The organism is Paenibacillus sp. FSL K6-2524, assembly GCF_038005525.1.
Classification (GTDB): Bacteria; Bacillota; Bacilli; order Paenibacillales; family Paenibacillaceae; genus Fontibacillus; species Fontibacillus anaericanus.
In genome coordinates this window covers 6,034,900-6,059,308 of record NZ_JBBOSP010000001.1, presented here as the reverse complement: position 1 = coordinate 6,059,308, position 24,409 = coordinate 6,034,900, and the positions used below count along the sequence as shown (strand labels likewise).

26 protein-coding genes are annotated in these 24,409 nt (G+C 41.0%); 14 read left to right on the top strand and 12 right to left on the bottom strand.

The window, feature by feature from the left end; all coding sequences use genetic code 11:
* Positions 1–121: 121 nt before the first annotated feature.
* The 3 genes from NST85_RS28165 to NST85_RS28155 are packed head-to-tail and all read left to right on the top strand — an operon-like array spanning position 122 to position 2,831.
* Positions 122–922 (top strand): alpha/beta fold hydrolase, encoded by an 801-nt coding sequence (locus tag NST85_RS28165; protein ID WP_127191594.1) that lies wholly within the window; start codon positions 122–124, stop codon positions 920–922.
* Between the two features lie 33 nt (positions 923–955).
* A complete protein-coding gene (locus NST85_RS28160) occupies positions 956–1,936 on the top strand; it encodes a sensor domain-containing diguanylate cyclase (RefSeq protein WP_127191595.1) in 981 nt (326 codons plus the stop codon).
* A 13-nt stretch (positions 1,937–1,949) separates the two neighbouring features.
* Positions 1,950–2,831: a TolB family protein gene (locus tag NST85_RS28155; protein ID WP_127191596.1), complete on the top strand. Its 882-nt coding sequence runs from the start codon at positions 1,950–1,952 to the stop codon at positions 2,829–2,831.
* Here the strand turns inward: NST85_RS28155 and NST85_RS28150 are convergent.
* The gene (locus tag NST85_RS28150) at positions 2,828–3,256 is read right to left on the bottom strand and encodes a MarR family winged helix-turn-helix transcriptional regulator (protein WP_127191597.1); all 429 of its coding nucleotides are present in this window, start codon (positions 3,254–3,256) and stop codon (positions 2,828–2,830) included. The two genes, NST85_RS28155 and NST85_RS28150, sit on opposite strands and share 4 nt — an antisense overlap.
* Before the next feature lie 120 nt (positions 3,257–3,376).
* On the opposite strand from NST85_RS28150, the gene NST85_RS28145 reads away from it, so the two are divergent.
* Complete coding sequence (locus NST85_RS28145; RefSeq protein WP_127191598.1) at positions 3,377–3,964, top strand: NAD(P)H-dependent oxidoreductase; 588 nt, start codon at positions 3,377–3,379, stop codon at positions 3,962–3,964.
* Between the two features lie 104 nt (positions 3,965–4,068).
* On the opposite strand, the gene NST85_RS28140 is transcribed toward NST85_RS28145, so the two are convergent.
* The 6 genes from NST85_RS28140 to NST85_RS28115 form a co-directional block, all read right to left on the bottom strand.
* Positions 4,069–6,015, bottom strand: coding sequence for an FtsX-like permease family protein (locus NST85_RS28140; protein WP_127191599.1), 1,947 nt, complete (start codon positions 6,013–6,015; stop codon positions 4,069–4,071).
* Complete coding sequence (locus NST85_RS28135; protein ID WP_127191600.1) at positions 6,005–6,766, bottom strand: ABC transporter ATP-binding protein; 762 nt, start codon at positions 6,764–6,766, stop codon at positions 6,005–6,007. Before NST85_RS28135 ends, NST85_RS28140 begins: the two co-directional genes overlap by 11 nt.
* 367 nt (positions 6,767–7,133) lie before the next feature.
* Positions 7,134–8,138 (bottom strand): sensor histidine kinase, encoded by a 1,005-nt coding sequence (locus tag NST85_RS28130; protein ID WP_127191601.1) that lies wholly within the window; start codon positions 8,136–8,138, stop codon positions 7,134–7,136.
* Positions 8,131–8,826, bottom strand: coding sequence for a response regulator transcription factor (locus tag NST85_RS28125; RefSeq protein ID WP_127191602.1), 696 nt, complete (start codon positions 8,824–8,826; stop codon positions 8,131–8,133). The genes NST85_RS28130 and NST85_RS28125 overlap by 8 nt, the downstream gene beginning before the upstream one ends.
* Before the next feature lie 73 nt (positions 8,827–8,899).
* A complete protein-coding gene (locus tag NST85_RS28120) occupies positions 8,900–9,982 on the bottom strand; it encodes a saccharopine dehydrogenase NADP-binding domain-containing protein (protein ID WP_127191699.1) in 1,083 nt (360 codons plus the stop codon).
* Between the two features lie 62 nt (positions 9,983–10,044).
* Positions 10,045–10,500, bottom strand: coding sequence for a MarR family winged helix-turn-helix transcriptional regulator (locus tag NST85_RS28115; RefSeq protein ID WP_341190968.1), 456 nt, complete (start codon positions 10,498–10,500; stop codon positions 10,045–10,047).
* 156 nt (positions 10,501–10,656) lie between these two features.
* Between NST85_RS28115 and NST85_RS28110 the strand changes: the two genes are divergently transcribed.
* From NST85_RS28110 to NST85_RS28090, 5 genes are all read left to right on the top strand, one after another.
* Complete coding sequence (locus NST85_RS28110; protein WP_127191603.1) at positions 10,657–11,361, top strand: response regulator transcription factor; 705 nt, start codon at positions 10,657–10,659, stop codon at positions 11,359–11,361.
* Complete coding sequence (locus NST85_RS28105) at positions 11,354–12,451, top strand: HAMP domain-containing sensor histidine kinase (protein WP_127191604.1); 1,098 nt, start codon at positions 11,354–11,356, stop codon at positions 12,449–12,451. Before NST85_RS28110 ends, NST85_RS28105 begins: the two co-directional genes overlap by 8 nt.
* Positions 12,452–12,670: 219 nt before the next feature.
* Entirely contained in the window at positions 12,671–13,603 is a 933-nt protein-coding gene (locus NST85_RS28100) for a M15 family metallopeptidase (protein WP_127191605.1), read from the top strand.
* 12 nt (positions 13,604–13,615) lie between these two features.
* Positions 13,616–14,164, top strand: a complete 549-nt coding sequence (locus tag NST85_RS28095) for a VanZ family protein (RefSeq protein WP_281278187.1) — start codon at positions 13,616–13,618, stop codon at positions 14,162–14,164.
* A gap of 311 nt (positions 14,165–14,475) precedes the next feature.
* The gene (locus NST85_RS28090) at positions 14,476–14,616 is read left to right on the top strand and encodes a hypothetical protein (RefSeq protein WP_170220157.1); all 141 of its coding nucleotides are present in this window, start codon (positions 14,476–14,478) and stop codon (positions 14,614–14,616) included.
* Between the two features lie 108 nt (positions 14,617–14,724).
* On the opposite strand, the gene NST85_RS28085 is transcribed toward NST85_RS28090, so the two are convergent.
* Entirely contained in the window at positions 14,725–15,345 is a 621-nt protein-coding gene (locus tag NST85_RS28085; protein WP_341190967.1) for a DedA family protein, read from the bottom strand.
* A 42-nt stretch (positions 15,346–15,387) separates the two neighbouring features.
* On the bottom strand, positions 15,388–15,744 hold the full coding sequence (locus NST85_RS28080) for a PadR family transcriptional regulator (protein ID WP_127191608.1): 357 nt from the start codon (positions 15,742–15,744) through the stop codon (positions 15,388–15,390).
* Positions 15,745–15,903: 159 nt separating this feature from the next.
* Here NST85_RS28080 and NST85_RS28075 point away from each other — a divergent pair, with 159 nt between their 5' ends.
* Positions 15,904–16,455, top strand: a complete 552-nt coding sequence (locus NST85_RS28075; RefSeq protein WP_341190966.1) for a GNAT family N-acetyltransferase — start codon at positions 15,904–15,906, stop codon at positions 16,453–16,455.
* 85 nt (positions 16,456–16,540) lie between these two features.
* Here NST85_RS28075 and NST85_RS28070 read toward each other — a convergent pair.
* Positions 16,541–17,901, bottom strand: a protein-coding gene (locus NST85_RS28070) for an IS3 family transposase (RefSeq protein ID WP_127195313.1) whose coding sequence is annotated in 2 segments (ribosomal slippage) — positions 16,541–17,445 and positions 17,445–17,901 — 1,362 coding nt in all. Because the reading frame shifts where the segments join, the coding sequence is not laid out codon by codon here.
* Positions 17,902–18,210: 309 nt separating this feature from the next.
* Here NST85_RS28070 and NST85_RS28065 point away from each other — a divergent pair.
* Entirely contained in the window at positions 18,211–19,512 is a 1,302-nt protein-coding gene (locus NST85_RS28065) for a GntP family permease (protein ID WP_127191610.1), read from the top strand.
* Between the two features lie 19 nt (positions 19,513–19,531).
* Positions 19,532–20,668, top strand: coding sequence for a glycerate kinase family protein (locus NST85_RS28060; RefSeq protein WP_341190965.1), 1,137 nt, complete (start codon positions 19,532–19,534; stop codon positions 20,666–20,668).
* Between the two features lie 41 nt (positions 20,669–20,709).
* On the opposite strand, the gene NST85_RS28055 is transcribed toward NST85_RS28060, so the two are convergent.
* Positions 20,710–21,738, bottom strand: a complete 1,029-nt coding sequence (locus NST85_RS28055; RefSeq protein WP_127191612.1) for a CdaR family transcriptional regulator — start codon at positions 21,736–21,738, stop codon at positions 20,710–20,712.
* A gap of 89 nt (positions 21,739–21,827) precedes the next feature.
* The gene (locus NST85_RS28050) at positions 21,828–22,535 is read right to left on the bottom strand and encodes a Dph6-related ATP pyrophosphatase (RefSeq protein WP_425464329.1); all 708 of its coding nucleotides are present in this window, start codon (positions 22,533–22,535) and stop codon (positions 21,828–21,830) included.
* A 117-nt stretch (positions 22,536–22,652) separates the two neighbouring features.
* Here NST85_RS28050 and NST85_RS28045 point away from each other — a divergent pair, with 117 nt between their 5' ends.
* Together NST85_RS28045 and NST85_RS28040 are read left to right on the top strand one after the other, a co-directional pair.
* Positions 22,653–23,705: a DUF4097 family beta strand repeat-containing protein gene (locus NST85_RS28045; protein ID WP_170220158.1), complete on the top strand. Its 1,053-nt coding sequence runs from the start codon at positions 22,653–22,655 to the stop codon at positions 23,703–23,705.
* 25 nt (positions 23,706–23,730) lie between these two features.
* Positions 23,731–24,405: a response regulator transcription factor gene (locus tag NST85_RS28040; RefSeq protein ID WP_127191614.1), complete on the top strand. Its 675-nt coding sequence runs from the start codon at positions 23,731–23,733 to the stop codon at positions 24,403–24,405.
* Positions 24,406–24,409 lie beyond the last annotated feature (4 nt).

Sequence of the window (24,409 nt, the reverse complement as noted above, 5' to 3'; positions counted from 1 at the left end):
TTAAGAGCTACTCTTAAATTAGGATTAACTAAACGTTCATGTATTCTCATAATGTTAGCTTGATATTTGTAGGGTGTCCCTTCAGAATGAAGAGGATGCTATCGAAGAGGAGAATTATGGGATGGATAATGTTCTTGTACGCAATAATGTAAAAGTGATTGGAGAAGGGAAACAAACCATTATCTTTGGACATGGATTTGGATGCGACCAAAACATGTGGCAATATATCGTACCCTCATTTAAGACAAAGTATCGGATCATTCTATTTGATTATGTTGGTTCAGGCCACTCAGATATATCGGCATATAATGCGGAGAAATATAGTTCATTACATGGTTATGTACAAGATGTATTAGACATCATCAAATCGTTGGATCTTAAAGATGTTATATTCATAGGCCATTCGGTTAGTTCTATGATAGGGATGCTTGCATCTATCGAGCGACCCGACTATTTTGATAGATTGATAATGATCGGACCTTCTCCACGTTATTTAAATGAGGGTGAAGATTATTTCGGTGGTTTCGATAAAAGTGATATTACTGAACTCCTAGATATGATGGAGATGAATTTTGTGGGATGGGCTAGTTTTATGGCGCCACTTGCGATGAATAATCCTGACCCGATGTTATCGCAAGAGTTAGAACAAAGCTTTAGTTCATTAGACCCTGTGATTGCTAGACAATTTGCAGCAGCTACATTTTTATCGGATCATCGGAGTGATTTATCGAAAGCTACAGTTCCCACACTCATTATGCAGTGCTCGGATGATAGCATTGTACCTATACAAGTAGGAGAGTATTTACATCAGCACTTAAAGGGGAGTACGTTTCGCCTAATGGAGGCAAAGGGCCATTACCCACATATCAGCCATCCAGAGGAAACGATCACTTTCATTAATGAATATCTTCAATCAAGTTGATACGATTAAACTGTATTGAAAGGAAATGAGCGAATGGATGAGCGATTACAATATGCACCATGTGGGTATGTTTCCATAACTCATGAAGGAATTGTTATCGATGTGAATCAAACATTCCTTGCTATCATGGGATATAGCCGAGCAAACTTGGTGGACAATCATTTTGAATCTATCATGTCTACGGCAAATAAGCTTATTTTCCATACATATTTTTACCCTTTTATAAATCTCAATGGACATGTAGAAGAAATGTTTTTAAGTTTAAAAGATCATAAAGGTCTCGCCATTCCCTTTCTGCTTAATGGTAGAAGGTTTGAGAAGGAAGGCGTTGAGATTATAGATTGTATATTGATGCAGATGGGTAAGCGCATTGATTATGAGGTTGAAATTCGGACAGCCAAAAGGCAAATAGAAGAGGCGTATTGGGAGAAAGATCAAGCGCTAGTGAAGCTAGAACAACTCCATATGGAGATTGAACAGAAGCAGCAAGAACTGATGGAGTTAAACGCTAACTTAGTTAAACTGTCTGTTACAGATAAGCTTACGGGTCTGAAGAATAGACGGTTTTTTGAGGAAAAGTTAGAGGATCAAATGATTCTCTACAGCCAGACTGGGCAACCTTTTTCGCTGTATATCGTAGACATAGATCATTTCAAAAAAGTAAACGACACATGGGGACACCCGATGGGCGACTCTGTGTTAGCAAAATTAGCGGAGGTCTTACAGTCTCATGTCCGTAAAGGAGATATTGTGGCTAGATATGGCGGGGAAGAGTTTGTCCTCATCTTGCCTAACATGGATGCCGCTGAGTCCAAGATAAGAGCAGAGGAGTTGCGACTTACTGTAGCTAGTTCTACTTGGGAAACTGGGCAGATAACGGTAAGCATCGGTATAGCAACGTTTATCCAGATGGATTCAGATATTACGCTACTGAAAAAAGCCGACCTAGCACTTTACGCCTCTAAAGAGAATGGAAGAAATCGCGTCACGCATTTCACGGATATGAACAAATAAAGGAGAGAATACAGTGCACACATTAAATGAGAACCCTAATGTTGAAAGTCGCAACGTAATTAGCTTTCTGGAAACCGTGGATGTACGGACGGGGGAACGTACAATTTTGGCGCAATTCGATTCCCTAATTGAGGCTCCGAATTGGACTAGTGATGGCAAAAGGCTGATATACAACAGTCTAGGCCGGATCGTATCCTTTGATATTGCCACTAAGGAAAGTCTAGTTATCGACTCAGGTTATGCTAATCACTGCAACAACGACCATGTATTATCTCCCGACAATGCTCATATTGCGGTAAGCCATCATACGCGAGAGGACGGTATGTCTCGGATTTATGTTCTCCCTTTGGAAGGTGGCAACCCGAGTTTGATTACCCCTATCGCACCAAGTTATCTCCACGGCTGGTCCCCTGACGGCAGTACACTGGCTTATTGTGCTGAGCGTAACGGACAGTATGATATATATACGATTCCAGCAACGGGTGGGGTGGAATCCCAACTGACGGATACTCTCGGATTGGATGATGGCCCTGAATACTCCCCAGATGGAGGACATATTTGGTTTAATTCCGTGCGTACAGGACTAATGCAGGTATGGCGCATGAATGCCGACGGCAGCGAACCGGTGCAAATGTCCTTTGATGAAAGCAATAACTGGTTCCCGCATGTATCACCCGATGGTAAAACGGTGGCATATATTTCTTATCAAAAAGGCGATGTTGACCCAGGAGATCATCCTGCCAATAAGCATGTTGAAATTCGCGTAATGTCCAGTACAGGCGGTGAATTTCGTACGCTAGTCAAGCTCTTCGGTGGTCAGGGAACGCTTAACGTGAATTCTTGGTCTCCTGACAGTAGCCATCTGGCCTTTGTAAGCTATCAACTGAAGGATTAATAGAACACTTTACGATGAAGGAGATCGAGCGCTTGTTCGATTTCCTTTAATTCTTTCTCAGAAATATCCTTGATTCGTTCATCAAACCTCGATTTAACATGCGCAAAAACCTCATTCATCATGTCTTCCCCTTTTTCTGAGAGCCGGATAAATTGTTTGCGACGGTCTTCATTATCGGTAATCTTCTCGCATAATTGCTTTTCGTTTAATTTTCTTAGCTCACGGCTTGTGTTCGGCATGGACATCAGCATACATTCACTGATTTCACTTATGGTTACAGGTTGGCTGACTGCAATATATTCAAGAATCTTATATTGAACAGGTGTAATCGCTTCGGATTTCACATCTTTGGTTATCTCACTTGTTACTTGATGAACAGCAGCTGTGAAGGCCACGAATTTCTGGAATATGTAGTTCTTGTCCATAAAAATCACCTCTATATGAAACGATAGCAAAATGATTATCAAAATACAATTATCATTTGACAACTAAATTCAGAATATGGTACCCTTTGGTTATCAAATGATAAGTAAAGGAGTAATCCTATGAAAGCACTCATTATATATACACATCCGAATCATCAGAGCTTAAGTTATGCATTTTTGCAGGAAGTCATCCAGGGCGCTCAGGAGAATACTACAATTGAAGAAGTTAAGGTACTCGATTTATATGAGGAGGGTTTTAACCCGACCCTGGTGTTTAATAAACAGAAACGTAGAAGAGATATGCATCGTGACCCAGACTTTGCTAGGTACAGGGAACAGCTGATGTGGGCTGATAAAATCATCTTTGTATATCCGATTTGGTGGGGGCGTCCTCCGGCTATGCTGATGGGATATATCGATCAGATGTTTGCCTCGGGTTTTGCATATAAAGAAACGGGTAAAATGCTACCTGAGGGACTTCTTAAGGGAAAGTCAGTTGTCTGCATTTCCGTTATGAAGGGTCCAACTCATTATCCATTGCTATGGCTTAATAATTCCCACAAAGTCTTAATGCGCAAAGCGCTGTTCAACTATGTAGGGATCAAGAAGGTGAAATTCTTTGAGTTTGGCAACATGGAGAGTCCAAAGGGTAAACATAAGGAGAAATTGAACAAGATACATCGCTATTTCAAAACAGTGGCACAGTAAAGGTTGGATCGGGTGGACTGATGAACCTTCATCCTTAATAAAAATAAAGAAGGCGGCGGTAGCACCTGAGAGGTGATACTGGCCGTCTTCTTTAGGATTTATAATTAAAGAGCTTCCTTAATGACCTTCTTGTAATGCAAGACAGATAGCACCCCAAAAATGGAGTATAGCCCGGTATATAGTACCATAACTAGAATCATCGGCGTCCACAGCTCTGAGCCAAAGAAGAACCAGCCCGATTGGACTGCAAAGTAACTATGGCAAAGCCCGACGACTAATGGAATCCCGAAATTGAAGACTTGTTTTACTTGAATACCCTTTATCAGATCGCCCTGTGTGAAGCCGAGTTTTCGCAAAATCGTATAACTTGGTCGTTCATCTTCACTTTCGTCCATTTGTTTGAAGTAAAGAATACATCCCGATGTAATCAGAAATGTGAGTCCTAAGAAACCAACGACAAACATCATGAGTCCCATGTTTTGTTTCTGATAGTTGCTCGTCTCAAGCCTAGAGTCATAGGACTTAATATTAGTAAAGCCGATTTCTTTAAAAATATCATTGGCCGCTTTAATTTGATCCTGATCCAATATGTCGATTCCGATATACACGGATGCTTTCTTCTGAATAGAGGGATCTAAATCATCTTTCAAGCGTTGAAATACGGTTTCGTCTACTATGGCAACGGGCAAACCACCATAGCTAAAAAATCCAGACACGATGGTATCTTTCTTTAAACCTACAAGTTGTTGCGGAATGACTTCATGTTGACTCTTCAATTCAATTGAACCTGAGTCATCGAGGGGCATAAATTTCTGGTTCACATCACTATAACCTGTAAAAAGAGTCTCACCCGGTGACAATTGAGTATCTTTGGTCGACTTTTCACTAATTACAGCCAGGGTCATGAGATTCGGATCAACGAGCATGCCTTCCATACTCATATCCAGTATGTTCTCTACATTCACATCTACCTGGATGACATCAATGATTTCCTCGGAGTACTTAATGTCCTTTGCGAGTAAAGCTTCTTTAAATCGTTTCGCATCTTCGATATTTGTAATTGAAAATTCTGCTGGCACATAGTTCTCAGCACTCTTCTCGGCAGAATAGTAGGAGATATAGCTCAAGGATAACAAGCCAATCGCCAACGCAGATACGGTTGTAATAACGGTTAGTAATACGGCATTTGATTTCATTCGAAACATAATGGTGGAGAGGGATAATACCTCATTAATGTTCAAGTAACCATTTTTCTTCTTCCGAATGATATGAAATATAAAACTAACAGATCCTTTATAGAAGAGATAGGTCCCAACAATAACAGAAGCCAGAATGATCACCATGGCTATCAAAAGTTCATTCATGGTTACGAAGTCTCCTCCAAATAACTTAGAAGAAATGTAATAGCCAATTAGAATGAAGCCGATGCCAGCTATCCCGATGATCATTTCAAGAATCGAAACTTTTTTTATCTTGGCTTCCGTACTAGATTTCACGGCAAATAAGGATAGAATACTTTGTCTTTTTATAAACACATAATTCATCGACATAATAAAGAGATAGATAGCGCAGAACACAATCAATGTTTGAATTAGCGCATTGGTAGACAATCGAAGTGTTGCGATCCCTTCAACACCCGTGATTTTAAATAAGATCATGATGATTAATTTGGATACGGAGAACCCTGCAAAGATCCCCAGGAACAATGATCCGAAATACAGAAAGAAATTTTCGACGATAAGGATATTGAATATCTTGTTCTTGGTCATCCCTATTAATTGAAACAGTCCAATTTCTTTGCTGCGGCGTTTAATAAAGATCGTATTGGCGTAGAAAATAAAAATGGAAACAATAGCCACAAGCAAAATGGATGCTGCCTTTATTGCAGCTGCCCCTTTAATCGACCCCTTTGTTGGATCCATGGCTGGGTCGTACTGTAACGTGACGAATGCGAAATATAGTGCGGCGCTAAAGATTAAGGCAAAGACGTAAAGATAATAATTCTTTAGATTCTTCTTCAGATTGCGAAAGATGAGTTGATTAATGCTCATTCTGCACCCCGCCTAATACCCCTTGTGTTTTCATGATGTCTTTAAAGAAGGTTTGTCTTGTTTCTTCGCCTTTATTTAATTGAGTATAAATTCGTCCATCCTTTATAAAGATGACTCTACTGCAATAACTAGCAGCCACGGGATCATGCGTAACCATAACAATAGTCGCTTTTCGCTTCAGATTTAATTCACTTAGCTTGTTCAATAGATCCGAGGCCGATTTAGAATCAAGTGCACCTGTTGGCTCGTCCGCAAAAATAATGCTTGGTTCATGAATAAAAGCTCGTGCCGCAGAGGTACGTTGCTTTTGACCCCCGGAAATTTGATTGGGGTACTTGTCTTTTACATCATAAATGCCCAGTTCCGTCGCCACTTCTACAAACTTCTGATTGGCTTCTTTTTTCGGCATCTTTGTAATGGATAAGGGTAATAAGATGTTCTCCTTCACGGTTAGCGTATCTAATAAGTTGTAGTCCTGAAAGACAAAACCTAAATGATTCTTGCGAAATTCAGCTAATTCTTTTTCTTTCATCTGAGATATTTCGGTTCCTTGGATGGTGATCGTTCCGTTACTAATCTTATCAATCGAGGAGAGGACATTGAGTAATGTCGTTTTCCCGGAGCCGGATGCCCCCATAATACTAACGAATTCGCCTTCTTCGATGACCATATCCAGGCCGCTTAATACTTCTTGCTTATTAAATTTATTGCCATAGCTTTTATGGATTTTATTTGCTTCTAAAATAACCATCTCGTAACACTCCCATTTCTCAATAAACTATATAAGTTGAATTACTCATTGTGATTATAGGCTCCGAGAGCGAAAAGTTCTTACGATCGCTGTTGTCCCCAAATTTCTTGATTGAATTGTTATTAAGGTTGAAATTCGGGGACAAAGCATATGCTTACGAAGTAGCTTTCTTCCAGAAAGCTTTCAGGCGAACGCAGTTTACGCTTCCGAGGTAGCTTTCCTAAGGAAAGCTTTTAGCTTCTTCAGAATCATTTCGCTCTCTCCGCTATATCATTATTCTTTTATTCAACTTATATAAGTATAAAAGGCTTGGTCGTTCTTATCGTGCGATTGAGCGAACAAATAGCACAAGCATGTGACATTGTTGTCACATGCTTGTGATGTTAAGGAACTCGTTGCGTTTTGGAAAGGTTAATGTAAAGGTTGATCCTACTCCAAGTGCCGATTCTACACTTATTTGGATCAATAATGACTGTGCTGCTTTTTTAGCTAAATATAAACCCATGCCCGTTGCCGCATTGTCTTGTCGCATCGTTGTGGATGTAAAACCTTTATCGAATATACGTGATATATCCTTGGGGTCGATGCCGCGTCCGTGATCTTTTACTTCAAGGATGACCTGATCAGCCTGCGGGTAACTATTAATTATAATATCGGAGGATTCACTATATTTCACGGCGTTAGTTAGGAGCTGTCTTATGATAAAGGCCAGCCATTTCCGATCACTAAGCACTTCCGGTGAATCTAATTGGATGTCAAAGCCGACTCCTTTTTGAATACACCAGGATTGTAAGGTTTTAATTTCATTAAAAATGATATCTTCTAAATCGATCCGTTCCATAAATAGATCATTTTCAATAAACGGAATGCGTCGTTGATGGAGCTGTTGGTCAAGCAAGTGATGAATTCGCAACCATTCATAGGTTAGCTGAGTTTTCATCGTATCGTTGTCTAAACGCTCGATCATCAAATGCATAGCTGTTAACGGTGTTTTAACCTCATGAATCCAAGATAATAAGTCATCCTTCTCTTCCTCAAGAGCCATTAGACTTTGCGAGGCAACTTGTTTCAGAAATTCGGCTTGGCTGAGTATACTATCTTCAACAATTTGTTCAAAAGGACTTCCCACACTGGGCAAAGTCGATAGATCGAGATCGTTATTTCGCTCTTCTAGACCCTTGTAGAATCTCGTTTCTTTATGATAACGAATGATGACAAAGCCCATAAATAGGATCGTCGACAAAAAGACAAGATAAAGAAGAGGTTTTAGCGGGATTTCTGGGTCAATAAAGACAATAAAGATATTTAATAGCTGCAGAAGTATAAATAGAATGATCCAGCTATATCGTTCTCTGATAAATTTACTAATCATAGCTATTTGCCTCTTCCGTGGCCATATAACCTTGCCCAACCTTTGTTTCAATAAAGATGCCTAAGCCAAGCTCGTCCAATCTTTTTCGTAAACGATTCACATTAACTGTCAGGGTATTGTCGCTGATAAAACGTTTATCATCCCATAAGCTATTAATTAACTCCTCACGAGTTACGATCCTGTTCTTCTTCTCAATGAGTAGCTTCAACACAAAGACTTCATTCTTTGAAAGTACAATGGTTCCAATTGGATTGGTGACCGTATTTTTCTCATAATCTACAGTTGCCCCACACCACGTCTTGAGCTCCACTTTGTCCGTATTGTAATTGTAGACACGTCTGAGCGTCGCCTGAACTTTGGCAATGAGTACATCAAAGTGAAAGGGCTTCTGAATGAAATCATCGGCTCCTAGCTGCATGGACATTACGATATCGGTAGGGTGATCACGGGAGGATAAGAAGATAATCGGAACGTTGGAATGGGACCTGATCAACCTGCACCAATGAAAGCCATCGAATTTAGGTAATTGAATATCAATGACGACCAAATCAGGACGGATATCTGAAAATTGCTCCATCACTTTACTGAAATCAGTAATCCCATACACATCATAGGACCACTGCGATAATCTATCTTTGATCTCATGAAATAAGGTTGTATCATCTTCAATCAACAAGAGCTTAAACAAAGGATTCACCACGCTTTAAGTTTCTACTGCTACAGGAATTGTATAATAAAACCATAAGGGAAGCTATAGAGGGCTATATTTTGCTCCCGTTAATCCTGGTTTCGATAGAGACTGACGGATGAAAGGGATATATCAGAGTTTCTAAATCAAACAATTGATCAATATGATATACGCCGTGGGGAAGAGAGGAAGTATAGACCTTATTCGCTACGGCAGAAGCTACTTTGGCGGTAATATCAGCTTCGTTTTCTCCTTGTAAAAAGCATTCTACCTTCATATTTTCTTGCCCCTTGTTACCCCATGCATCGATTTTTACGGCAAACTTGGCGGTTCCGAATGACATCTTGCCGAACGCTTGAACGAAGGTATTTCGAATCGGCATGTACTTCAATAAGCGGAACATGCCTGATGCTCTCAGCCAAGCAAGTAATTTTGTTGTTAGATTTGAATCAAAGCAGAGGCGTGTAGAGACTGAAGGCACATCAAGCGTTTGCGGAAGCACATGCTGATCTGAAAAATTGAAGCGGTATGCTTTTTTTCGACCCAAGCCCGTTCCAAAGTCGGTTGTTTTACCGTCTCGAAAGCTTGAAACTGCCATCCTATTTCCATCCTTAACGACATCATATTGCGTGCCGAGGTTATCGATCGTCCATTCGATAGAAGCTTTGCCATGCTGATCTCCGAGCCCTAGCATGATGGATATATCGACTGACTCCGTCTGTTCCATCTGACGCTTTGCGTGTAGTGCCATTAGGTTCGTCATCCCCGGAGCAAGCCCTACACTCAGCGCTACTGTGGCATGATGGTTCATAGCTTCCGAATGTAATTGTTCCACCTGAGATAGAAACGAAATGTTCGCAGAAATGTCCACATAATGAATTCCCTTATCGAGACAAAGACGAACGAAGTGGGGATCTGTTTGATCCAGACACATGACGATCAGTTTCACGTTATTCAGAACATTAGGATCGACATGCTCGCTGATGTTGAGTTGTAATGGCTGGACCTTTCCGCCAGTAGTACGACTGAATTTGTCCGCACGTTCAAGATTTCTTCCTGCAGCAAAAACTTTGCCGGGATATAGATCGCCTAGCTCTCTGCAGATCCTTTGCCCCACATGACCATAACCGCCGATCACAACAATGTGTTCATTCATGTTCATCTCACTCATATCCTTTATCTATATAGTATAGTTACTAAACTAAATATCCAAAAAAATTACTTTTGTAAAAAGGAGTTCAATTTATCTATACATTTCTCGAATATTTCTATCTCTTGTTCACTTAATTGTGTACGCAGTTGATCGTAGAATCGGAGATGAACTTCCTCGTGAGCTGCGTTAGCCTCCTTCCCTTTCTCGGTAAGTGAAATCAGGGTCACTCTTGAATCCGTTGGATGGGGTGACCGCTCGACAAGCTCTTTAGTTTCTAAACGGGTAATCAGCTGTGTCACCGCACCTTTTGTAATGGCCAGACGTCCGGCGAGCTCACTCATAAGCACGGTTCCTTCAGAACCGATGGCTTCAATGGTATGAATTTCGCTTGGAGTTAAAGGTCCGGCGCTCCCAAAAGTATGGGGCTGGCGTTCAAGTCGGCGAAGCTGCATAATCATGCGTCCTAGTTTGCGACTTCCCGTATTGTTGTCGTTCGATGGGGTGTTATTTATATTATTCATGGGATTAGTATAGTTGCTAAACTTATTTACTGTCAAGGAATGGTGAAACTAATGGTTACAAGGCGGTCCTTGTCTCCGGGATGACTTTACTGATAATGTAGTATACAAGCACAACTTGATTTAGCTCGGATCACTTAATATAGGAGTGGGACAAGAATGAGGCAAATCACAATTTTGATAGCGGATGATGAAGCGGAGATTGCAGATCTGGTTGAGCTACATTTGCAAAAAGAAGGTTATCATATCATCAAAGCTGCTGATGGAAAAGAAGCGATACAAGCTATTCAATCCAAATCCATAGATTTGGCGATTTTAGATATTATGATGCCAGGGCTTGATGGTTATGAAGTTACCCGTCAAATTCGCGAGCGGCATCTTATGCCGATCATCTTTTTGAGTGCCAAAACATCGGACCTGGACAAGATCACCGGTCTAGTAATGGGGGCGGATGATTACATGACCAAACCTTTCAACCCCATGGAATTAGTTGCTCGGGTAAATTCCCAGCTTCGTCGTTCTATAGAATTTAGTCAACCTACACCTACAACTACGAATATAACTGTATTGGAAGCGGGGGGCTTAGCCATTTACCCCGAGCAGCATAAGGTTACCCTTTATGGGGAGAAGGTTGAGTTAACGCCGAAGGAGTTTGATATTTTATATTTTCTAGCTAAGCATCCGAAGCAGGTTTTTAATATCGAAAGTATTTTTCAGCAAGTATGGGGCGAGGCCTATTACGAAAGTGGCAACAATACGGTCATGGTACATATCCGGACGCTACGCAAAAAGCTTGGGGAAGATCAGAATAAGAACAAGTTCATCAAAACCATTTGGGGTGTGGGGTATACCTTCAATGGATAAACTCGTAAGCAGCTTCCGAACCAGGATGATTATGTTATTAGGCTTAAGCATGTTAATGTCCGGTCTAATTACCTATGGGATCTATAGAGTTCTTCAGTCGTATTATCGTTCCCAGGTTAGATTTGAGGATCCGTTGACGCCCATTCGCTATTTCATGAGGGATATTGGCGATTTAAACGCCTTTTTAATTATATTTATCCCGCTCGCGATCCTCTTTTTCTTCTTGCTAACCAAGCCGTATGCGACCTATTTCAATGAAATCTCTAGGGGAATTCATCATCTGGCTAATGGTGACTTTAAGAACCGTGTTCATATCTCCTCCCATGATGAGTTTAGAAAAATTGCGGATGACCTTAACCTGGCCAGTGCAAAGTTACAAGAGGCTGTGGAAAGAGGAGAGTTTGCAGAGAACAGCAAAGATCAATTGGTAGTTAATTTAGCACATGATCTGCGTACGCCGCTTACTTCTGTATTGGGTTATCTCGATTGGATTCTTAAGGATCATGAATTGACGGAGGAACAGGTAAGACATTACGCAACGATTGCTTATACTAAGTCCCAGCGCCTAGAGAAACTGATCGATGAATTGTTCGAAATCACTAGGATGAGCTATGGCATGCTACCCGTTGAAAAGTCACGTATAGATATAAGCGAGCTACTCGTCCAAATGAATGAAGAATTGTATCCAGCGTTTGAGAATAATGGCATAAAAACCAGATTGAATATCACGCCTAATTTATGCATTCACGGGGATGGAGAACTGCTAGCACGAGTGTTCGAGAATCTATTATCCAATGCGATCCGTTATGGCAAAGAGGGCCAGTTTGTAGATATCAATTGTGACCTTGTAGAAGGACAAGTGGTTATTCAGGTGATCAATTACGGAGGGTTTATCGCTCCAGAAGAATTACCTCATATTTTCGATATGTATTATACGAATAACCGTTCACGAACACATCAGGAGGGCGGAACAGGCCTCGGCTTATTTATAGCAAAGAATATAGTAGAGCAACATAAAGGAACCATCTCTGTCGAGAGCAATGTGATCCGAACACAGTTTGAAGTGAAGTTACCCCAGGAATTGACCTGATTAAGCAAAATTATTTGTTCAACTTATATGGCTCAATCTAAGAATCAGTGGTTGGCAAAAAACGAAACGTTACTTCCCACTATAGGGTCTATCAACCACTTATTTTTGTTTTGAGTCACTTTTATAGCCAAATTTAAGGAAAACTTTAGAATTGTTCCATCTTTTTTTAAACTCTTTTCTCTATCCTAGATATATGAAGGATCAAGGAGGAAGTTGTGAATGAAGAAGTGGGGCTTTTTTGTGATGATTATATTGTTGTTAGGAGTTGGATTTCGGTACTTTGGGCCAAGTTCTCAGCAAGAAAATAAGCTTATGAATGAACAACGATTAGTTCGAGGGGAAACTGCAACAAATAGCGAATCAAACACCGGATCAAACACCGGATCAAACACCGAGTCTAATACCAATAAAAATTCCGCTGCGAATACCGTATCGATAGATATTACGGAAGATCAGGTTTATCAGGGAGATTTATTGTTGGTTAACAAGGAGTATCCTGTGCGCGAAGAAAGTGTGAAGGCCGATATTGTTAATCTATTTGAGCAAAAAGACTTAGTCCAGGGATATGGATTGCTGGATACAAATATTCGGTTGTCAAAGAGTGTTGCGCAAACTTTTCTAAAAATGATTGAAGATGCTAAGGGGGATAAGGTAAATAACTTCTTAATCAGCAGTGGTTATCGAGATTTTGAAGAGCAAGATGGGTTATATCAACAAAAGGGATCAGATTACGCCCTACCAGCTGGTTATAGCGAACATAATTTAGGATTATCACTGGACATAGGTTCTACCGAAGCTGAGATGAGTACAGCATCTGAAGGAAAATGGTTGAAGGAAAATGCTTGGAAGCACGGGTTTATTCTACGCTATCCAGAGGATAAGACGGCGATCACGGGGATTCAATATGAGCCGTGGCATTTTCGCTATGTAGGTATGCCTCATAGTGCCATTATGCAGGAGAGAGGTTTTACATTAGAAGAGTATGTAGATTTCCTGAGAGACAATCAGAGCCTATTAACCGAAGTTGATGGGAAATATTACGAGGTGACCTATCATCCCGTTTCTGATGACACGGCCATTGAATTACCAGCGGGTCGCAAGTATGAGATATCAGGGAACAACATAGATGGGGTCATTATAACGATGGAATAAGGGGGGATGATGATGAAACTTAGAAACCCAATAATAAGGACTATTTTAGCAATAGGATTTATCGTGTACCTATATGCATTGATGAGGATGATTTTATTAAAGTGGAATGCTCCTGACTTTCCATTTCTCTACGGCCAATTGTTGAAAGCGTTGGAGAATCCTAATCGGGTATTCGGTTCCGGTGCACGAGTAGGTAACTTAGTCCCTTTTAAAGAGATCACGAATGCAATGGGGGATATATCCTTATCTAATCCTCATTCGCTTATTAACTTGGTAGGCAATATTGCTATATTTATTCCTTTTGGAATGTTTATTTCAGTTCTGTTCCATCAAAACGGTGCTACTTTTAGAAGAGTATTGATTTTGTCCTTCTGTCTTAGCTTGAGTTTAGAAGTAGCACAATTGGTATTGTACATTGGAACTTTCGATGTAGATGATCTGATACTAAACACAAGTGGTGGAGTGATCGGTTATGGTGTGGTTAAGTTGTTTACCTATAAACCACGGGCTGTCAGTTCAACTAATGGACGAAGTAGAAAAAAGGCTCAAAACCAAAATTAGCGGGTGACAGACCCTATCTGTAGATACCTCCGCTATTAACAAGTACTTATATTAGGTCCATAAGTAACCCCTGCTCGATGGAGTATGAATAACTGGAATTCCTCCTACTAATTTGGCTTGCATACAATCAATGGCCAACTTAACTGGAATTTCTCCATCTAATTCAGCGCTTCTGACCAGTTGTGACCGAAAATCGGTTGATTAACTGGAGTTATTCCAGTTACACGCGGAAGGATATGTCCTCTCAACAACTTAACTTGAGTAATTCCCTTTAAATCGGAAAAGGATCGTTATGTGGACTCGCAGCGTTTATGAACTATACGCATAGTGCTGCGTTATGGATTGTGGCTTCGGGCATAGGTGCGGAAGAACTGCGTGTTATAAATGAGACTCTAGCTGCAGCAGTGCTGTCTTTCAGCATGGAATGTGCTTCGTCCGATACTCATAAATAAGCCGCCACTTCGACTTCGTAAATAAGGTGAAGAATAAAGTAAAAGCAGATCTCCTTCGTTTAAGTACGAAGTGGATCTGCTTTTTCATCGGATTATAGGATAAGCGTATTAGTCTGCTTTGCTTTTCAAGAATCTTTTCTTCATAAATAGGAACACACACAATGCAAAGATCAGGGCTAGGGCAGCATAGACGATATTCGAATAAACATCCATATAACCCACGATATCTCCCCATGAAGCACCTACTGCAGCCCCAACATAGATGAGAACGGCATTCCAGATTAATGATCCCAGCGTTGTAAGGGAGATGAAGGTAGCGAAATTCATCCGTATGCTACCGGCAGGGATGGAGATCAAGCTTCTAATCAACGGGACGAACCGGCAAACGAAAACCGCCCATGATCCATATTTAGTAAACCAAGCGTCAGCTTTATGAATATCTTTGTTAGTTAAACGAAGAATGCGACCATATTTAACGATAATTGCTTCCAATCTCTTTACATCAAGCAAGACACCAATCCAATAAAGGATGACGGCTCCAACTATAGAACCAATTGTAGAAGCAATAATAACACCAATAATACTAAGATTAGATTGTGTGGTCATAAAACCACCAAAGGTAAGTATGACTTCCGATGGAATAGGTGGAAAAAGATTCTCAATTGCTATCAATAGAAAAATGCCGATATAGCCGAATTGATTCATGATTTCGGTAATCCAATGTTCCATTTCAACACTCCTAGAATTTTTTTCTTGTATCTCTATCTCTAGTTACATATTTTGTTCGTAAGATATGCTATCTTCCGATTCCTCCTGAATAAATCGATTCACAATTTTGGTGGTGTTCACCCAATCTTGAATAGACCTATTCAATACAAGTTTGCCCTCTTCCGTAATGGAATAATATTTACGCTTTCCCCCGTGGGTTTCATTGCCCCAAAAAGAGGAGATGGCATCGTGCTGTTCCAGTCGTTTGAGAGCCAAATAAAGCGTGGCCTCCTGTATTTCGAATTCACCTTGTGTCTTTGACTTTATGGCTTTAGATATTTCGTAACCATAGTTCTCCTTCTCCTTAAGGACAGATAAGATCAGAAGATCAATGGTACCCTTTAGCATTTCGGTATTCAAAATGTCACCCCCAACAAAGTACTCAATGTAATTGAGTACTAACCTATCATAAAATATATTACTTAACATTGCAAAGTACTCATCAAATATGAAAAAAACAAATTGCTAATTTAAATACAGTTAGATAAACTTGGAAAAAGTCCAGGGGGGATGAAGGGCGTGGCGGACATTAACGAGTTAAGGCAATTTCCTATACTGGAGACCGAACGATTACGGTTAAGACAGCTTGGATTAGCAGATACTGAGGCATTGTTCCAGACCCTCTCTTCGGAGGAAGTCATGCGGTATTATGGTAGATTTCCTTTGCTGGAACAGGTTGAGGCGGCAGAGTTGATCGAAAGATTCCGACTGTTGTTCGAGGATTACAGGGGCATTCGTTGGGGAATTGAGTTGAAGGAGAACGCGCAAATCATTGGATCAGTAGGATTTCACGCCTGGGCATTCTCACATAACCGTGCAGAGATTGGGTATGAGTTGAATGAGGCATATCAAGGACAAGGTTACGCCCGCGAGGCACTGACGGCAGCGATTTCTTATGCTTTTCAAGACATGGGTTTGAACCGGATCGAAGCTCTTGTATACCCGGAGAACGATGCATCGGAGAAGCTGCTGTTACGGCTTGGCTTTGATTTGGAGGGACTACTTAAGCAATATGCCTTCTTTCGTGAGACGTATGTTGATTTGAACATGTTTGCGTTGCTAAAAGGGTAGTTGTAGTGAATTTACAATCGGATTGATTAGCAAATAAGCCACTCGAATATTGAAGTGACCCCCTAAAGTTAGACAGGTTATTTTATTAGGCAATTTGTTGGGCATGAGTTCGGTACTGTACCGGACTCATGCCTTTTAGTTTTGCCTTAATTCGCTTGTTGTTGTAATAATGGATGTATTTTGATAGCTCTTGTTTAAAATGTGCGATACTTTCAAATTCCTTTAAATACAGAAGTTCAGATTTCATGATGCCAAAGAAGTTCTCAATGACGGCATTGTCGTAGCAGTTACCTTTACGGGACATACTTTGCTTGATGCCACGTTCTTCAAGGGCATGACGATACTGTTTCATCTGATAGTGCCAACCTTGGTCAGAATGAATAAGGGGCTTATCTACATCTGTTAATCGACTGAATGCTTGATCTAACATCGTAGAAACAAGCGAGTAGACCGGTCTTGAACCGATCGTATACGTAATAATTTCACCATTATATAGATCGAGTACTGGAGATAAATATAGCTTTTCTCCGAATAATTTAAACTCTGAAATATCCGTAACCCATTTCTCATTCGGCTTTTCAGCGTGGAAGTTACGTTCTAAAATGTTGGGTGCAATCTTGCCAATCATCCCTTTGTACGAGCGATATTTCTTCATACGTACCAGGCACTTCAATCCTAATTCTTGCATGATACGCTGAACCTTTTTGTGATTTAACTGACGTCCTCGATTCATCAATTCGTCGTGAATACGACGATAGCCATAACGTCCTTCGTGTTCATCATAAATCGCTTGAATCAATGCTTTTAGCTTCGCATCTGGGTCAGGCCTACCAATGTTCTTTACCCAGTAATAATACGTGCTACGTGGGACATCTGCCAACTGCAGGAGTGCTTTCACCGAGAATTCGTTCCTTAGTTCATAGACGACTTGTGCTTTGTCTTCTTTGGTGATTTTTCCTTGTTTTGAACTAAGGCATTCAACTTTTTTAAGTAAGCATTCTCCATGCGTAAACGCTCTAACTCTGCTTTTAAAGCCTCGACAGAACCATCATCTGGCACCTGTTTCTTGGCTGCTCCTTGTTTTTCACTATTCATGATAGGACGCCCCTTTTTCTTTGAGTTGAGGGCGTCCATTCCTTCATTCTCTATCCTTCTTCTCCATTTCCGAATCATACTAGGTTCAGATATGTTGAATATGGCTGCTGTTTCATTAGGTGACGTCCCATTTTCGTTCATATAATTGAGTACGTCTAGTTTATACTGAGTAGAATAGCTTGTATAGGATTTCTTAAAAGCGTCGGCTCCATGATACTTATATTGTTTAACCCAGTTCATTACGACGGCTGAACTCGTTCTTAATTCTTCCGCTAGCGAGTTAAAACTTTCTTTGCCTTCTAGGTAACTAAATACGGTCCGTAGTTTTATTGCTAAAGAATACTTGGACATAAAAACTGCACCTCCAATTGTTAGTTGTGTCTAACAATTGGGGTGCAGTTCAATATTCGGGTGGCTTTATTATATTCAGATGTAAACGTTCATAAATCATATACATTTAAGCCTTTTTGAATTAATTGGTTAATTTCGGGCACCTTATATCTATCACTTGCTACCACTATGTTTCTCATATTACTTTCTATTAAACTCGGACTATTTAGTGCATATGCACAATATTTTTCGTTGGAATATCAATTGTTAAACCATAGTGGCGCCAATATAATGAAAACGTATTCATTACTTCTCTGAGGAGGGTTTAAGATGACGGCAACATTAGATATTAGTTGGATTGGTGCTTTAGCCGGCCTAGCGCTAGCAATCATATTAATTTTGTTCAGACTGGCACCAACATATGCATTGATTCTGGGGGCAATTATAGGAGGATTTATTGGAGGGGCTAACTTTTCGGAGGTAATCAGTATTCTAATTTCCGGAACACAAAGTGTTCAAGGTACAGTTATACGGATTATCGCTGCAGGTGTTTTTGCTGGCGTGATGATGGAATCTGGATCAGCGGGAACTATCGCGAAAGTTATTGTTGATAAACTCGGTGGAACAAAAGCTATGCTGTCGCTGGCATTGGCTACTATGGTAATCACAGCGGTAGGGGTATTCATTCCTGTTGCTGTATTGATTGTTGCACCAATCGCATTGTCTGTTGGCCACAAAATGGGATATTCTAAGATTGCCTTGCTAGTGGCTTTATCTGGTGGTGGTAAAGCGGGGAACATTATTTCTCCTAACCCCAACACCATTGCAGCAGCAGGTGGATTTAAACTCGATGTTAACCAGGTGATGCTTGGTGGATTAGTCCCTGCTATTTTCGGGTTAGTAGTTGCGGTTCTTATCGCATCCTTAATTAAGTATAAAGGCACTAAAGTAACGGATCTTGAAGCGGCTGAATTGGAGAAGACAAGCCCTACAAATCTTCCATCTTTATCTAAGGCTTTAGTTGCGCCGATCATCGCTATTGTTCTTTTGATGATAAGCCCAATTGGTTCGATGTTAGGTGTTGATTTCCTAGCATCACTAAAAATTGACTCTTTGTTTATCCTGCCATTTGCCGGTATAGTTGGCTCCTTGGCATTAGGTAAGACCAAAGAAATATTGAATTATTGTACGGCCGGTTTAAATCGAATGACACCAACCATTTTGATCATTATTGGCGCAGGTGCCATTGGTGGATTGATTACAGCTTCAACCCTACCTGCAGAAGTTGTTGCTCTTGTACAATCCTCGGGCATTTCCGGTATGTTCCTTGCGCCAATTGCAGGTATATTGATGGCAGGAGCAACAGCATCGACTTCAACAGGTGTCATTTTGGCTACGGGTTCATTCTCAACTGCAATATTAAATACTGGAGTAGCGCCTCTATCAGCTGCAGTTATGACTCATGCCGGTGCTACTGTAATCGATCACTTGCCACATGGAACTTACTTCCACGTTACACGTAATGCCATGGGTATAAGCATGAAGGATAGAATGAAGGTTGTCCTGTATGAAAGTATGGTCGGTATAACGATGACTATAGTGGCAGTAATTCTTTATGGATTTATTTTATAAAAGGGGAGGAGAATAACTCATGGGAAAAATATTTATGTTGGCTCCTGATTCGTTCAAAGAAAGCATGACAGCAAAAGAAGTATGCGAAGCCATGGAAATCGGCATAAAAAGAGCTATTCCAGATGCGGAGTGCATTCATGTACCTATGGCTGACGGCGGTGAAGGTACAGTCCAGTCATTAGTAGATGCAACAGGGGGCACCTTGATACAGAAAGAAGTGACCGGGCCTCTGGGTACACCGGTTCTCGCCCATTATGGAATTTTGGGAGACGGTAAAACAGGTGTGATTGAAATGGCATCAGCCAGTGGGATCCATCATGTTACGAAGGAAACAAAAACCCCTTTAATTACAACTACCTTAGGAACAGGTGAATTAATTAAGGAATGTATTGAAAAGGGCATTACAGATATCATTCTAGGCATTGGCGGAAGCGCTACAAATGATGGCGGAACTGGAATGGCAAAAGCACTAGGGTATAAATTCCTGGATAAGCACGGCGATGAGTTGCAGCTTGGTGGCGGATATCTAGGTGAGCTGGATAAGATCGATGTTACTGATGTACTTCCGCAATTAAAAAATATTAATATCCTGGTAGCATCAGATGTAACCAATCCATTATGCGGTGAACGGGGCGCATCCGTTGTGTTTGGTCCGCAAAAGGGTGCCACGCCTGAAATGGTTGCATTCTTGGATGAAAATTTAAGACACTACAGCAAAGTTGTACAACAGCAACTTGGAATCGAAATTTTGGATGTACCTGGCGCAGGTGGTGCAGGCGGCCTAGGTGGTGGACTCATTGCTTTCACTAACTCCACAATGAAAAAAGGAATCGAAATTGTAATTGAATATACAGGTTTGAAAGAAAAACTACAAAATGTGGATTACTGCTTTACAGGAGAAGGAGGAATCGATTTTCAGACGAAATTCGGTAAAGCACCCTTCGGAGTTGCCCAAGCAGCTAAAAGTGTTAATCGCGATATGAAAGTGATCGCCTTGGCCGGATATGTGGGCCAGGATGTTGAAGCCTTGTACGATGAGGGGTTTGATGCCATCTTTGGAATTGTTCCTGGAGCAGCAGATATTGATACCTTACTGGCACGAGGTAGGGAAAATGTTGCCCGTACATCTGAAAGCATTGCTAGATTGTTAAAATAAGAGTCAAAAAGGGTGTCCCTAAGTCATAGGGGCACCCTTTTTTATATGATCCGGTTAATTAGCATAAAAATGAGTTCCACGAGCTCTAAAATATTTTTGGGATCTTTGCCTGTAATCGTGTGAATCTTGTTTAATCTATAGTTCAATGTATTTCTGTGGATAATGAGCTTTTCAGCGGTTACATTGGCGTTTAGGTTGCAGCCCAGATAAACCTGAAGTGTTTTTATCAATTCATCATTTTTTTCGAGTAAATGGATCAGCCGTTCTGCCTTAGTATCATTCTTTTGCAGTTTAGACATATCGGCGATGAATTCACATTTGGAATAGGAGATGGTTTTTTCGTTGAAATAAAAACCCTTCAATACACGCATTGCCGATTTGGCCTGCAAAAACCCCTCAGAAATCGTGTCGTTCACTTTACTGATTGAAATAAGCGCATCCGGATTCTGATTTCTAATTAATTGTTGTAGGGCTTCAACCTTATCCGCTTCCTGAATGACTAAGCAAAGCGAAGTTTTTGATATTTTAAAGGAGGGGAAGCCTACAGTGATATCCTCCGCAATCTCATTAGAAGAGTCCACATATAGGACTTGGGAGGGTTTGCTTAACTGAATGCCATAGGTCAATGCCTGATTCATTAATTCTTTCGTATAGGTGGTGTCCGAATCAATAATTAAGCTAAAAAACTCTTGTTTTAAGTTATTCTTCAAATTCTCTTTTTCCAAGGCGATGCTTTGGTCGATTAACAAAATAACAGCTGATTTTAAAAGGTTTCCGAAGGGTCTCGTTTCCTTTACTTCGCCGCTGATTCCTACCACTCCAACAATATGGCCATTCATTTCGATCGGTAAGTTAATGCCCTTCTTTACGAACTCCTCATCCTTGTGAATTTCTACAATTTTGCCCTGTTTTATAGCTTTCAATGCACCGTGATGCAGCGTACCAATCCTTCCTTTATTTCCACTCCCAATGATCATACCTGTTTGATCCATAATATTAATATTATATGGAATATCCTTCATCATTCTATCAACAATTGTTTGGGCCTGATTATGCGTCAACTCATACATAGCGGTATCTCCCTCATAATCATTTTTAGGCTTACCCCACAATTATATACGTATAGATTGTCGTTAGTATATGCGGTAATCACTATGTTTTAGCAAGTTGTAATGTTATCCGTTGTAGTAATGTCCAATGGCAAAAAGACATAGTCTCCATCCCTATGAATCGTACATTTACGAACAGGAATAGGATGTTTGAACAGGGGTCCATCTATAACTGTGGTATGGAACTCACCACCTTCCCCGCACGGGTCAATGCCACGATCTATAAGCTCTTTTACATATTCAAGGGTTAGTGTTCGCCCTAAATCATCTTTCCGCATACCTAAGGATAAGTTTACAGTTACAACAATCGTGGTAAATCCAAGATGGATAAATTCCTCGACCGCTTCTCTATGATCCATTTCCCATAGCGGCATCCCCAGCTTTAATCCCGCATTTTTCGTAACTTTATCATGCCAGCAACCGTGAGTGGGCACATCCAAGTCTCCAGTTACTAATACCTCGGCACCTTGATCCTTAGCCTGAGCTAAGAGTTGCATATACACCTCTTCATAATCTGTCCAACTTGCTGCCCCAGTATATACCGGTAGACCTATAGATTCAGCTTGAGCACGTATGAGCTCTGGAGGCATGCCATGGGATCTAGAACGTTTGCCTTCTTCCTCCAGCATCACGATTAGTCCTACTGCCGTTCCCATTTTCATGGCTTTATATAGAGCTAGGACGCTATCCTTTCCTCCACTAAAAGAGGCTATAAATTTATGCCCGTGGGCACCATTTTTCCAGTTCACATATTCCATGATTGTGATTCCTCTCCTTTTTGTATCTCTCATCAAACTCTAATGTATCTCCAAAGTCTTTCTCATTCATTATGTTTTAACATAAGGGTAATCACAATGAATATAGGAGGAAATAACTTGAAAATTCTAACGAAGTTTATGCTGGTATTGAGCTTATCCGTGGTCACTCTATTTTACACGAGCCTGGGAAGTACAGGAACTGTCTCTGCGCGTTCAATGGTCGATCTGGATCTCGACCTCGATCTTGGCTTTGATTTAGATCTCGATCTCAAGTTAGTTCATTTGGATCTGCAACAGTTAGGTAATACGGACACTGGAATAACCATCGATAAAGGGACGACTCGTATTAAGGTAGGGGACAAAACCAAGACGTTTTCTGTAACGAACCAAAACGGTACGATTGAGTTTAAGCAAGGCCACGTCAAGGATGTAGAGGTGCAAACGAAAGTGGTTGTACAAAATGCGACGAAAGAGGAAGCAAAGGTAGTTGCAAGTAAGGTGAAATTGCAAGTGAAAGAGGGTACAGCTTTAGACATCAAGACGTCTAGCGAGCCTTATGGAAAGAATAATATGTATCGTCCGAGTATTCATTTGACGATTACTTTACCTCAAACTATCAAATCTGACTTGAACGCAGTGCTGACGAATGGAAATATTTCTTTGTCAAAAGTTACTAGCATAGGTAAAATCAAATTAACATCTCAGAACGGGAACATCACAGCAAAGGGAGTTAGTAATGACATTTCTCTGCAAACGACCAATGGCGTAGTCCAAGTGTCCGATGCGAAGAAGAGTGTTCGCGCTAAGGTTACTAATGGAAACATTGTAGCCAATCGTATTTCGGGAGCACTCCACATGGAGACGACGAACGGCAACCTGTCTTCGGATGATGCAGTCTCATCCGTAAAGGCAGTAACTATGGCGGGGAACATTAATATTGAAAGCTCGAAAGTTGGCGGTGATTGGGACGTGTCGTCTACCGTAGGGAATGTATATCTAGCTTGGCCTGAGAAAGCAGCGGTGGAAGTCAACGGAACAACGTCCTTCGGAGAAATAGAAACGGATCTTCCGCTAACGGTTAAGAAAAATCATGTAACAGGTAAAATCGGCTCGGGTTCCTATCAAATACAAGCGTCCTCCATGGGCGGGTTATCATTAATGAAAAACTAGTAATTTGCGAAGAGGTGAATCAGGAGTGAAGGAACGGATTTTAATCATCGAAGATGAAATCGCTATGATACGCCTCTTAGAATTGGAGCTCTCTTATGAGGGATACGAGATCACGATAGCCAGTGATGGTCTTGTCGGTGCAGACATAGCCCTTAATGAGAACTTTGACTTGATTTTACTAGATTTAAATTTGCCTGGAATCAATGGAATAGAAGTCTGTAAGAGAGTGCGTGCGGTGAAGCAGACGCCGATTATTATGCTAACGGCCAGGGATACGATAAGCGACCGGGTACGAGGGCTAGATACGGGGGCGGATGATTATGTGCCGAAGCCGTTTGCAATCGAGGAGCTTCTCGCGCGCATGCGTTCCTTGCAACGTAGACTTCAGCTCAAGGAAACGGCGGACGTGCTGTACGCCAAAGATTTAACGTTAAATATGGTATCGCATTACGTTAGTCGATCCGGGCAAGAAATTGAATTGTCGCAGCGCGAATTCGAACTTCTTCGATGCTTGCTTGCCAATAAAAATCGACTGATGAACCGCGAAGCGCTGCTCAATCTCGTATGGGGTTATTCCTTCGAGGGAGAAACGAACGTAGTAGATGTCTATATAAGGTACATACGCATGAAAGTGGATGAAGGATTTAGTGAGAAGCTGATCCACACCGTCCGCGGCGGCGGCTATATTTTAAGGGACTGAAGGT

Coding starts and splice junctions, on each gene's coding strand:
- NST85_RS28165 (WP_127191594.1), top strand. CDS start 122: ATGGATAATGTTCTTGTACGCAATAATGTAAAAGTGATTGGAGAAGGG.
- NST85_RS28160 (WP_127191595.1), top strand. CDS start 956: ATGGATGAGCGATTACAATATGCACCATGTGGGTATGTTTCCATAACT.
- NST85_RS28150 (WP_127191597.1), bottom strand. CDS start 3,256: ATGGACAAGAACTACATATTCCAGAAATTCGTGGCCTTCACAGCTGCT.
- NST85_RS28145 (WP_127191598.1), top strand. CDS start 3,377: ATGAAAGCACTCATTATATATACACATCCGAATCATCAGAGCTTAAGT.
- NST85_RS28140 (WP_127191599.1), bottom strand. CDS start 6,015: ATGAGCATTAATCAACTCATCTTTCGCAATCTGAAGAAGAATCTAAAG.
- NST85_RS28135 (WP_127191600.1), bottom strand. CDS start 6,766: ATGGTTATTTTAGAAGCAAATAAAATCCATAAAAGCTATGGCAATAAA.
- NST85_RS28130 (WP_127191601.1), bottom strand. CDS start 8,138: ATGATTAGTAAATTTATCAGAGAACGATATAGCTGGATCATTCTATTT.
- NST85_RS28120 (WP_127191699.1), bottom strand. CDS start 9,982: ATGAATGAACACATTGTTGTGATCGGCGGTTATGGTCATGTGGGGCAA.
- NST85_RS28115 (WP_341190968.1), bottom strand. CDS start 10,500: ATGAATAATATAAATAACACCCCATCGAACGACAACAATACGGGAAGT.
- NST85_RS28110 (WP_127191603.1), top strand. CDS start 10,657: ATGAGGCAAATCACAATTTTGATAGCGGATGATGAAGCGGAGATTGCA.
- NST85_RS28105 (WP_127191604.1), top strand. CDS start 11,354: ATGGATAAACTCGTAAGCAGCTTCCGAACCAGGATGATTATGTTATTA.
- NST85_RS28100 (WP_127191605.1), top strand. CDS start 12,671: ATGAAGAAGTGGGGCTTTTTTGTGATGATTATATTGTTGTTAGGAGTT.
- NST85_RS28095 (WP_281278187.1), top strand. CDS start 13,616: ATGAAACTTAGAAACCCAATAATAAGGACTATTTTAGCAATAGGATTT.
- NST85_RS28090 (WP_170220157.1), top strand. CDS start 14,476: ATGAACTATACGCATAGTGCTGCGTTATGGATTGTGGCTTCGGGCATA.
- NST85_RS28085 (WP_341190967.1), bottom strand. CDS start 15,345: ATGGAACATTGGATTACCGAAATCATGAATCAATTCGGCTATATCGGC.
- NST85_RS28065 (WP_127191610.1), top strand. CDS start 18,211: ATGACGGCAACATTAGATATTAGTTGGATTGGTGCTTTAGCCGGCCTA.
- NST85_RS28060 (WP_341190965.1), top strand. CDS start 19,532: ATGGGAAAAATATTTATGTTGGCTCCTGATTCGTTCAAAGAAAGCATG.
- NST85_RS28055 (WP_127191612.1), bottom strand. CDS start 21,738: ATGTATGAGTTGACGCATAATCAGGCCCAAACAATTGTTGATAGAATG.
- NST85_RS28050 (WP_425464329.1), bottom strand. CDS start 22,535: ATGGAATATGTGAACTGGAAAAATGGTGCCCACGGGCATAAATTTATA.